This window comes from Pseudomonas sp. VI4.1 (assembly GCF_002029345.1).
Taxonomy (GTDB): domain Bacteria; phylum Pseudomonadota; class Gammaproteobacteria; order Pseudomonadales; family Pseudomonadaceae; genus Aquipseudomonas.
In genome coordinates this window covers 63,446-73,435 of the sequence record NZ_MULM01000157.1, presented here as the reverse complement: position 1 = coordinate 73,435, position 9,990 = coordinate 63,446, and the positions used below count along the sequence as shown (strand labels likewise).

6 protein-coding genes and 3 pseudogenes are annotated in these 9,990 nt (G+C 62.0%); 3 read left to right on the top strand and 6 right to left on the bottom strand.

Annotation, left to right across the window (positions count from 1 at the left end):
- Positions 1-181: 181 nt before the first annotated feature.
- Together hyi and gcl are read right to left on the bottom strand one after the other, a co-directional pair.
- Complete coding sequence (gene hyi, locus BZ163_RS17115) at positions 182-964, bottom strand: hydroxypyruvate isomerase (RefSeq protein WP_128871891.1); 783 nt, start codon at positions 962-964, stop codon at positions 182-184.
- 137 nt (positions 965-1,101) lie between these two features.
- Positions 1,102-2,876, bottom strand: a pseudogene (gcl, locus tag BZ163_RS17110) (glyoxylate carboligase).
- Positions 2,877-2,984: 108 nt separating this feature from the next.
- Between gcl and BZ163_RS17105 the strand changes: the two are divergent.
- Positions 2,985-3,893 carry a LysR family transcriptional regulator gene (locus BZ163_RS17105; protein ID WP_128871890.1) on the top strand — a complete coding sequence of 303 codons (909 nt, stop codon included), beginning with the start codon at positions 2,985-2,987 and terminating at the stop codon, positions 3,891-3,893.
- On the opposite strand, the gene BZ163_RS17100 is transcribed toward BZ163_RS17105, so the two are convergent.
- The 4 genes and pseudogenes from BZ163_RS17100 to BZ163_RS17090 form a co-directional block, all read right to left on the bottom strand.
- Positions 3,890-4,654, bottom strand: coding sequence for a 2-keto-4-pentenoate hydratase (locus BZ163_RS17100; RefSeq protein ID WP_128871889.1), 765 nt, complete (start codon positions 4,652-4,654; stop codon positions 3,890-3,892). The two genes, BZ163_RS17105 and BZ163_RS17100, sit on opposite strands and share 4 nt — an antisense overlap.
- A gap of 51 nt (positions 4,655-4,705) precedes the next feature.
- Positions 4,706-5,635: an MFS transporter gene (locus BZ163_RS17095; protein ID WP_256579051.1), complete on the bottom strand. Its 930-nt coding sequence runs from the start codon at positions 5,633-5,635 to the stop codon at positions 4,706-4,708.
- 100 nt (positions 5,636-5,735) lie between these two features.
- A pseudogene (locus tag BZ163_RS36455) lies at positions 5,736-5,951 on the bottom strand (MFS transporter); the annotation flags it as partial.
- Between the two features lie 155 nt (positions 5,952-6,106).
- Positions 6,107-7,318: an alanine--glyoxylate aminotransferase family protein gene (locus BZ163_RS17090; protein WP_128871888.1), complete on the bottom strand. Its 1,212-nt coding sequence runs from the start codon at positions 7,316-7,318 to the stop codon at positions 6,107-6,109.
- Positions 7,319-7,468: 150 nt separating this feature from the next.
- On the opposite strand from BZ163_RS17090, the gene BZ163_RS17085 reads away from it, so the two are divergent.
- Both BZ163_RS17085 and BZ163_RS17080 read left to right on the top strand, forming a co-directional pair.
- Positions 7,469-8,194 carry a GntR family transcriptional regulator gene (locus BZ163_RS17085; RefSeq protein ID WP_128871887.1) on the top strand — a complete coding sequence of 242 codons (726 nt, stop codon included), beginning with the start codon at positions 7,469-7,471 and terminating at the stop codon, positions 8,192-8,194.
- 47 nt (positions 8,195-8,241) lie between these two features.
- Positions 8,242-9,641: pseudogene (locus BZ163_RS17080) on the top strand (MFS transporter).
- The last annotated feature ends 349 nt before the right edge of the window (positions 9,642-9,990 follow it).

The following is a 9,990-nucleotide window of genomic DNA, read 5'->3' as shown; positions in this document are numbered from 1 at the left end:
AAGGCTTGAGGCCGCCTTCGCTGGCAAGCCAGCTCCTACAGGGATCACCTGCGTACAGGTGAATGGTGGTTAACGCCAAACCCCTGTGTAGGAGCCGGCTTGCTGGCGAAGGCGTCAGCATTAGCGTTGCAAGGCTTGAGGCCGCCTTCGCTGGCAAACCAGCGCCTACAGGGGGATTGCGTCAGAGCGCGTTATGGGTTTTCAGCCAGCCCAGGCCGGCTTCGGTGGTGGTCAGCGGTTTGTATTCGCAGCCGATCCAGCCGTTGTAGCCGATACGGTCCAGGTGTTCGAACAGGAAACGATAGTTGATCTCGCCAGTCCCCGGTTCATGGCGGCCGGGGTTGTCCGCCAGCTGTACGTGGTTGATCAGCGCCAGCTGCTCCTCGAGGGTGCGGGCCAGATCGCCCTCCATGATTTGCATGTGATAGATGTCGTATTGCAGGAACAGATTGGCGCTGCCGACCTGCTCGCGAATCTCCAGCGCCTGTGCCGTGGTGTTCAGGAAGAAGCGCGGGATGTCGCGGGTGTTGATCATCTCCATGACCAGGCGAATGCCCGCGGCTTCAAGCCTGGCGCTGGCGTACTTGAGGTTGTCGACGAAGGTCTGGCGCACGGTTGCCGCGTCCGCATCCGCCGGGGTGATGCCGGCCAGGCAGTTGACCTGGGTATTGCCCAGGACCTTGGCGTATTCGATCGCCAGGTCGACGCCCGCACGGAACTCTTCGACCCGGTCGGGGTGGCAGGCGATACCGCGTTCACCCTGGCCCCAGTCGCCGGCAGGCAGGTTGAACAGCACCTGGGTCAGGCCGTTGGCGTCGAGCCTGGCCTTGATCTCGGCTGAGCCGAACTCGTAGGGGAACAGGTATTCCACGCCACTGAAGCCGGCCTTGGCGGCCGCTTCGAAACGGGCAAGAAAATCCTGTTCGGTGAACAGCATGGATAGATTGGCTGCGAAACGCGGCATGGTGGTCTCCCTTGAATTTGTGAGGTCCCCCCTTGTAGGAGCCGGCTTGCTGGCGAAGCGGTGTGTCAGACACATCAATGTCAACTGATACACCGCTTTCGCCAGCAAGCCGGCTCCTACAGGGGAGCGTTCAGCAGTTAATCGAGCAACGAAATCGCCGTTGGCGCATCGTTGCGGACCAGCGCCAATTCTTCGAATTCGTTGATCGCGTTGATCTCGGTGCCCATGGCGATGTTGGTGACACGCTCCAGGATGACTTCGACCACCACCGGCACGCGATACTGGGCCATCAGCTCGCGGGCCTCGGCGAAGGCGGCCTGCAGATGCGCCGGATCGGTCACGCGCAGCGCCTTGCAGCCCAGTCCTTCGGCGACTGCGACGTGGTCGACGCCGTAGCCTTCGAGTTCCGGGGCATTGATATTGTCGAACGCCAGCTGCACGCAATAGTCCATGTCGAAACCCCGCTGGGACTGGCGAATCAACCCGAGGTAGGAGTTGTTCACCACCACATGAATGTAGGGCAACTTGAACTGCGCGCCCACCGCGAGCTCTTCAATCATGAACTGGAAGTCGTAGTCGCCGGACAGCGCCACGACCTGGCGCTGCGGATCGGCCTTGACCACGCCCAGTGCCGCCGGAATCGTCCAGCCCAATGGCCCGGCCTGGCCGCAATTGATCCAGTGGCGGGGCTTGTAGACGTGAAGAAACTGCGCGCCGGCGATCTGTGACAGGCCGATGGTGCTGATGTAGCAGGTGTCCTGGCCGAAAAAGCGATTCATCTCCTCGTACACCCGCTGCGGCTTGATCGGCATGTTGTCGAAATGGGTCTTGCGTTGCAGACGGGCTTTGCGTTCCTGGCAACTGCCCAGCCAGGTGGCGAAGTTTTTCAGGCGACCGGCCGTATGCCATTCACGGGCGACTTCCAGCAGCATGAGCAGGGCGCTGCCGGCATCCGAAACGATGCCCAGTTCCGGCATCAACACCCGGCCGATCTGAGTTGGCTCGATGTCGATGTGAATGAACCGGCGCCCCTCGGTGTACACCGGGATCGAGCCGGTATGCCGGTTGGCCCAGCGATTGCCGATGCCGATCACCACGTCCGATTCAAGCATCGTCGCGTTGCCGTAGCGGTGGGACGTCTGCAGGCCGACCATACCCGCCATTTGCGGGTGGTCATCGGGAATGCAACCCCAGCCCATCAGGGTCGGAATCACCGGAATACCGGTCAGTTCGGCGAACTCCACCAGCAGTGCCGACGCATCGGCGTTGATGATGCCGCCCCCGGCGACGATCAGCGGACGCTCGGCCTGATTGAGCAGGGCCATGGCTTTTTCCGCCTGCTGGCGACTGGCTTTGGGCTTGATCACGGGCAGGGGTTCATAGGCGTCGATGTCGAACTCGATCTCGGCCATCTGCACGTCGAAGGGCAAGTCGATCAGGACCGGACCCGGACGGTCACTGCGCATGATCTGGAAGGCCTTCTGGAAAACATAGGGAACTTGGCCAGGTTCCAGCACGGTCGTGGCCCATTTGCACACCGGCGCGGCAATCCGGGAAATATCCACCGCCTGGAAGTCTTCCTTGTGCAGGCGGGCCCGCGGGGCCTGGCCGGTGATGCAGAGGATCGGTATCGAATCGGCGGACGCCGAATACAGGCCGGTGATCATGTCGGTACCGGCCGGGCCCGAGGTGCCATGCACACGCCGATGTTGCCGGCCACGGCGCGTGTGTAGCCCTCGGCCATGTGCGACGCGCCTTCGACGTGACGGGCCAGCACGTGATCGATGCCGCCCAATGCCTTGAGCGCGGCATACAGCGGGTTGATCGCCGCGCCGGGAATGCCGAAGGCGGTGTCGATGCCTTCGCGGCGCATCACCAGAACGGCGGCTTCGATAGCTTTCATGAGGGGCATTGGGGGCTCTCCTGGATTCGATATTTTTTGTACATCGATAGCCTCCATTTGTTAGCCTCTTTTGTGAATTGGATCTTTTATCGTTTCTGTCGGTATCAGGAGTATCGAGTGGATCGTTACACGGAATTACGCAGCTACGTGCTCGTAGCGTCCCGCGGCAGCTTTGCGGCCGCGGCCCTGGCCGATGGCGTGACGCCGGTGATCATGGGGCGGCGCCTGACCGCCCTGGAGCAGCGACTCGGGGTCAAGCTGATCCATCGTTCAACCCGCGGGCTGACGCTCACCGAATTGGGCGAGGCCTACCTGGAGCAGGCCAAGGTCTTGCTGCAGTCGTTCGACGAGATTGATGCGAGCATCGGCGAGAACCGCGGCGCGGTGCGCGGCCACCTGATGATCACCGCGCCGGCCGGCTTCGGCCGACGGCATGTGGCCCCGCATGCGCCGGAATTCCAGGCGCGGTTTCCGGATCTCAAGCTGTCCCTCGACCTGACCGACAACGTCATCGACCTGGTGCGTGAGGGCTACGACATGAGCATTCGCATCGGTGAAGTGCTCGACCCCAATTACGTGGCGATCACCCTGGCCGCCAACCGGCGGGTGGTCTGCGGTGCACCGGGTTACTTTGCCACCCACGGCACCCCGAACACCCTCGACGATCTGGCTCAGCACAACTGTCTGGCGTTCAGCCTGCAGGGCGGGCAACACCGGGGCTGGACCTTCCAGAAAGACGGCCGGCAGGTAGCGGTCAAAGTGGCCGGCAATCTGTACTGCAACGATGGCGAACTGCTGTTTGACTGGGCCAAGCGCGGCCTGGGCATTTGCTGGCGTTCGGTCTGGGAAATCCAGAGCGAGCTGCTCAGCGGCGAACTCATCACGGTGCTCGATGAGTTCGCCTTGCCCAGCTACGACATCCAGGGCGTGTACCCCCAGCAACATTACCTGCCGGCCAAGGTGCGGTTCTTTATCGCCTTTCTCAAGGAGGTCTACGGCCGCCCGGGTTATTGGGTTCGCAGCTAGATCAGCGACAGCGACACGGGCGGCAAGCCACGGATCTGGCCGCTCAGCTCGCCGGGGCCGTCGGCGAGGAACATGCCGGTGTAGGAGCCGGTGGTGATGACCAGGTCCTGGGGCAAGGTCAGTCCCTGGCGGGTGTGATGATTGACCAGCCACGGCAGCAGTCGGCGCGGATCGCCAGCCGGGTTGGCGACCGCCGCGGGCACGATGCTGTCGCCGTTGAGCGTCAGTTCCAGTGCCGGGTGCACGAACGGGAAATTTTCCTCGTATGGCACGAATTCGCCCACCACCAGCGCCCCGTGGTTCAGCAGGTCGGCCAACTGGGTCAAGGGCTCGACCTTCGGCCAGGCGGCAAAGCGACTGGCGACGAGTTCGATGGTGGCGGCCATTTCACCAATCCCGGCCAGCACTTCTTCGTCGCTGTAGTCATGGTCACGCGGGCTGAAGGCGCGGTTGAAGCGAAAGGCGATCTCCAGTTCCAGGCCCACCGGCGCATAAGCGCCACGGTCGAACTGGCTGGCGGGTGCAAACAGGCAGTCCCGTGGCAGGGGTGAGCCCTGGATCGGGCCGGTCGGGGATTTCGAGCCGATCTTCCAGCCGCCGGCCTCGACGCCGCGCAGGCGCAGAATCGCCTGCTGGGTCAGGTAGGCGGCGGCGAAATCCGCCGGGTACAGGTCGGCGTCGAGCTCGCCCAACGGGCTGCGCTCGCGTTGCGCGTCGACGATCAATTGCGCCAGGCGCGCAGGGGTGGATGCTGTATTCAAAGGGTCGCTCCATTACTCAAGACCCGCCCGCAGGCGGGGGGTGGCTGCACGTTATTTACTGATGACCGGGGCGGCTTGCCCCTCGGTGGTCGGCGCCCGGGGCGCTTGCACATACTCGAACCTGTTCTGCGGTTTCATGCGAAAGGACAGGATCACGCCAATCGCCAGCAGGATGATGCTGACCAGGAACGGTAGCTGCCAATTGCCGAACTTGTCGATCAATAACCCGGCCGCCACGGGACTGACAATAGCGGCCATCGCCGAACCGGTGTTCATCATGCCGCTGGCGGTGCCGCAATGATCCGGCGCGATGTCCATCGGGATGGCCCACATCGGGCCGATCGTCATCTCGGAGAAAAAGAAGCCGATGGCCAGGCACGCCAGGGAGATGTGCATGTCCTTGGTGAACATCAGCGGTACCAGGGACAACAGGGTCAAGCCCAGGCACACGGCGACCATCAGGCTGCGAGCCTTGTGCAGATCCTGGGTGCGGGCATAGATGCGGTCACTGACGATGCCGCCCAGGGTATCGCCGACCACTCCACCGAAGAACACCGTGGAGGCGAAAATCGCGGTGCCTTTCAGATCGAGGCCCATGTTCATGAAATACATCGGCACCCAGCTCAGCAGCAGCCAGAGCGTCCAGCCATAGCAGAAGTAGACGATGGTCACCGGCGCCATGCGTTTGAACAGGCGGCCCCAGGCCAGCGGCTCCTTGCTTTTGACTTTGGGCGCCGGCAACACGTCCAGCTCCTGTTGCGAGATGCGTGGATGATCTTTCGGCAGTTCCGTGAAGACCAATGCCCAGACCGCCACCCAGACGAAGCTGATGCCGGCGCAGACGTAGAACGATTCGCGCCAGCCATAGGTCGCCATGACCGCGATCATCGCGGCCGGGGCCAGGGCATTGCCAAGACGTGCGAAGGCATGGGTGATGCCTTGGGCAAATCCGCGTTTTTCCTTGGGCACCCAACGGGACATGGCCGCCGTCGCCGCCGGAAAGGTGGCGCCTTCGGCCGAGGCCGAGCAGCACACGGGCGATGATCAGCGAGACGAAGCCGCCAGCCAGGCCGGTCAACACGGTAGCGCCGGCCCAGATCAGCCCGCACACCACCAGCGTGCGCTTGGCGCCGAACCGGTCGCTGACCCAGCCGCCGATGATCTGGAAGACCAGGTAGGGGTACGCAAAAGCTGAGAAGACGATGCCGATCTCGGTCTTGGTCAGGTTGAATTCCTTACCGAAACCGACCGCAGCGGTACTGACATTGACCCGGTCCAGGTAGGTAATGAAATACATGGCGCACAGCATGAACAGCACCACCGTGGTGGGGCGCAGACGTAAAAACTTCATGTGCTATCTCCAGTTTCTTATTGTTCTCGCTGACCAACACGAGGATTCGGGATAGTTAGTCGGATCAACGCGCTGCGGCCGTTGCCGCAGCGCCGTGCACATCATTCGCGCCGCAGCGGAACGGCTTGCCCTCCCAGGTAATCCATGGCCGCCAGCACGCCACTGGACTGCAGTTTCACCCCGGCCATCTGCAAGCCCATCTCGCAACCGGTCAATGTCGCCATCAACATCAGATCGTTGCAGTCACCCAAGTGACCGATACGGAACATCCGGCCTTTCATCTTGCCCAGCCCCGTCCCCAGGGACATGTCGAAGCGCTCGTAGATAATCTTGCGCACGACATCGGCGTCGATGCCGTCGGGGGTCATCACACCGGTCAGCACCGGGCTGTAGACGGCCGGATCGGCGCACTGGATGTCCAGGCCCCAGGCGTTCACGGCCGTGCGGCAGGCATGGGCCAGGCGGTTGTGGCGGATGAAGACATTGTCCAGACCTTCGCCGAGGATCATGTCCAGGGCCTCGGACAGTCCATACAACAGGTTGGTGTTGGGGGTGTACGGCCAATAGCCGGTCTGGTTCATCTCGACGATTTCGTCCCAGGCCCAGAAACTGCGGGGCAGGCCGGCAGTCTTGCTGGCTTCGATGGCTTTGGGCGACAGGGCGTTGAAGCTGATGCCCGGCGGGAGCATAAGGCCTTTTTGCGAGCCGGACACGGTGACGTCCACCCCCCATTCGTCATGACGATAGTCGGCGGAGGCGAGGCCGGAAATGGTATCGACCAGCAGCAGCGCCGGATGGCCGGCGGCGTCGATGGCACGGCGCACGGCCGCGATGTCCGAGGTTACGCCGGTGCTGGTTTCGTTATGCACGACGCACACCGCCTTGATGCGGTGAGCGCTGTCGGCGCGCAGGTGCGTTTCGATCATTGACGCGTCGATCCCGCCGCGCCAGCCCTCGATCCCGGGCCGGCCGATGAATTGCGGCTTGAGCCCCAGGCTCAAAGCCATTTTCTGCCAGAGGGTGGCGAAATGACCGGTTTCGAACATCAGGACTTCGTCGCCCGCACTCAAGGTATTGCACAGCGCCGCTTCCCAGGCACCGGTGCCCGAAGCGGGGTAGATGACCACAGGATGGCGGGTCTTGAAAATCTGCTTGATGCCTTCCAGCACCTTGAGCCCCAGCTGCCCGAACTCCGGGCCACGGTGATCGATGGTGGGATAACTCATGGCGCGCAGGATGCGATCCGGCACCGGGCTCGGCCCTGGAATTTGCAGAAAGTGACGGCCAGCGGGGTGGAAATCGAGCTTCAGCATGGGTGACTCCTGGTTATTGTATTTTGAATTCAAAATACGTTAGCAGGTCATCTCCCTGTGTCAAACGCTATAATTGCGCTAATATTGGCCAATAGCTGGACTGATTTCGAATAAGGCCTGGCGTTAAAGCGCTGCAAAAGAGGATTTTGAATGCAAAATAATGACCAGCTTGCCGAGCTCGGCAGCCCCCGGCTAATGCCCAAGGTCGAGCGCCAGCGATTGCACGACACGGTGGTCGAGCACCTGCGCAGCTTCATTACCGAAGGCGTGTTGGCGCCGGGAAAGAAGCTCAACGAACGCGAGCTTTGTGAAACCCTGGGCATCTCCCGCACGCCATTGCGCGAAGCGCTGAAGGTGTTGGCGGTCGAAGGCCTGATCGAGATCAACCCCAACCGCGGCGCGAGTGTCGCGCGCATGTCGGAACTGGAAATTCGCGAGACCTTCGAGCTGATGAGCGGGATCGAAGCGTTCGCCGGCGAGTTGGCCTGTGAGCGCATCACGGCCCAGGAACTCGAGGAGATCAAGGCGCTGCACTACGCCATGGTGGTCAGCAAGAATCAGAATGATCTGCCCGGCTATTACCAGCGCAACCGCGCCATCCACGACCTGATCAACCTGGCCGCACGCAACTCGGCGTTGCGCCAGGTGTACCTGTCCTTGAACCGCCGCATCCAGGCGTTGCGTTTCCTGTCCAACCAACAGGCGCCGAAGTGGGACAGGGCCTTGCACGATCACGAAGAAATGATCGAAGCCTTGCAGGCGCGGGACAGCAAACGCTTGAGCAGCATTCTTCGTCACCACCTGCTGGAAAAGCGCGACGCCATCATGCTGATGGTCCGCGATGACGCCGAGCACCCGGATTCCATTCGCCGTTAGGGCGCTGAGTCCGGGGTGTCGCATAAAGTGTCGAACAGGAATGCCCGATGTCTCAACGTCGCTCGACCCTGATTGCTCTGTTGGTCGCCGTCACGTTCTTCATGGAGAACCTCGACGCCACCGTGATCGCCACCGCCTTGCCGGACATGGCCCGGACCTTCGGCGTCGCGGCAGTGGACGTGAACATTGGCATGAGCGCCTACATGCTCGCCGTCGCGGTATTCATTCCCATCAGCGGCTGGCTGGCCGATCGCTTCGGTTCGCGCCTGGTCTTCAGTTCGGCGATCGTGCTGTTCAGCCTGTCTTCGTTGATGTGCGGGTTGAGTGACAGCCTGCAAACCTTTGTCGCCGCCCGTGTGCTGCAAGGGATCAGCGGCGCGATGATGGTCCCCGTGGGACGCCTGGCGTGCTGCGCACGACCGAGAAGAAAGACCTGGTGCGGGCGATCTCCTTCATCACCTGGCCCGGCCTGGTGGCGCCGATACTCGGGCCTCCCGTGGGCGGTTTCATCGTCACCCATGCCTCCTGGCCGTGGATTTTCTACCTCAATCTACCGTTGGGCGTGCTGGCCTTGATGGCCGCGCTGGTGTTGATTCCGAAACGCGATGAGGTCAGTTCCAGGACGTTCGATTTCAGTGGCTTTGTGCTGGTCGGCATGGCCAGTGCGGCATTGCTGTACGGCGTAGAGATGCTCGGGCAAAGCGCTGCCGACTGGTTGCAGGGCCTGGCACTGAGTGCTGCCGGCGGGGTGCTCGGGGTGTTTGCCTGGCGGCATATGCGTCGGCATGCGCAACCCTTGCTGGCACTGGGTGTGACAGGCATTCGAACCTTCAGCGTGTGCCTGGGCGGTGGCTCGATTTTCCGCATCGCCATCAGCACCTTGCCGTTTCTGCTGCCGCTGATGTTTCAACTGGCGTTCGGTCTGTCTGCGTTCGATGCGGGACTGCTGGTACTGGCGGTATTCGCCGGCAACCTGGCCATGAAACCCTTCACCACCCGGGTGATGCAACGGTGGGGATTTCGTCCGGTGCTGATGGTCAACGGCACCCTTGGCGTGCTGGCGATCGCGGCGTGTGCGTTGCTCGACGAGCGCATGAGCCCGGCGCTGATCATGTTCATCCTGTTCGTCGGTGGCTTGTCACGCTCCATGCAATTCACCGTATTCAACACCCTGGCCTTTGCCGAAATACCCAAGGCGCAGATGAGCGACGCTTCAACCCTGTTCAGCATGTTCTTCCAGTTGAGCATGGCGATGGGGGTGGCCATCGGCGCGTTGCTGCTGCGTCTGGCGATGAACCTCCACGGCACGACCGGGCAGGCCGAGACCGGCGACTTTCAGCTGACTTTCCTCTGCGTGGCGGTGCTGGCGGCCATCGCCCTGCTGGACAACCTGCGGCTACCGCCACAGGCCGGCGAGTCGGTGTTGCAGCGCGGAGCCAAGGATTAGCCCAAGCCCGTGTACCCCCCGATTACTGTAGGAGCTGTCTCGCGTAGCGAGGCTGCGATCTTTTGATCTTGCCCTGGCACTTGCCGTAGCTCTGCCGTTTGCTGGATGCCGCGATGCCTAGCCTGTCAGCGCTGTTCCAGGGCATGTCACGTTTGGCGCACTGAGTTGAAGCATCGAGTTGCGCATTCTAAAGCCCTGCGCAGCCCCCGGAGCAATGATTAGCGTGCTTATGAATTGGCCTGGTATTTGCTATCAATTTGCCATCTGAGTGTCGCAACGGGTGAATTGAATGTCGCTATCAAGTAATGCCATGGCGTTATCCCCAAGCGAGAAAAGCTGGTTACCCTGG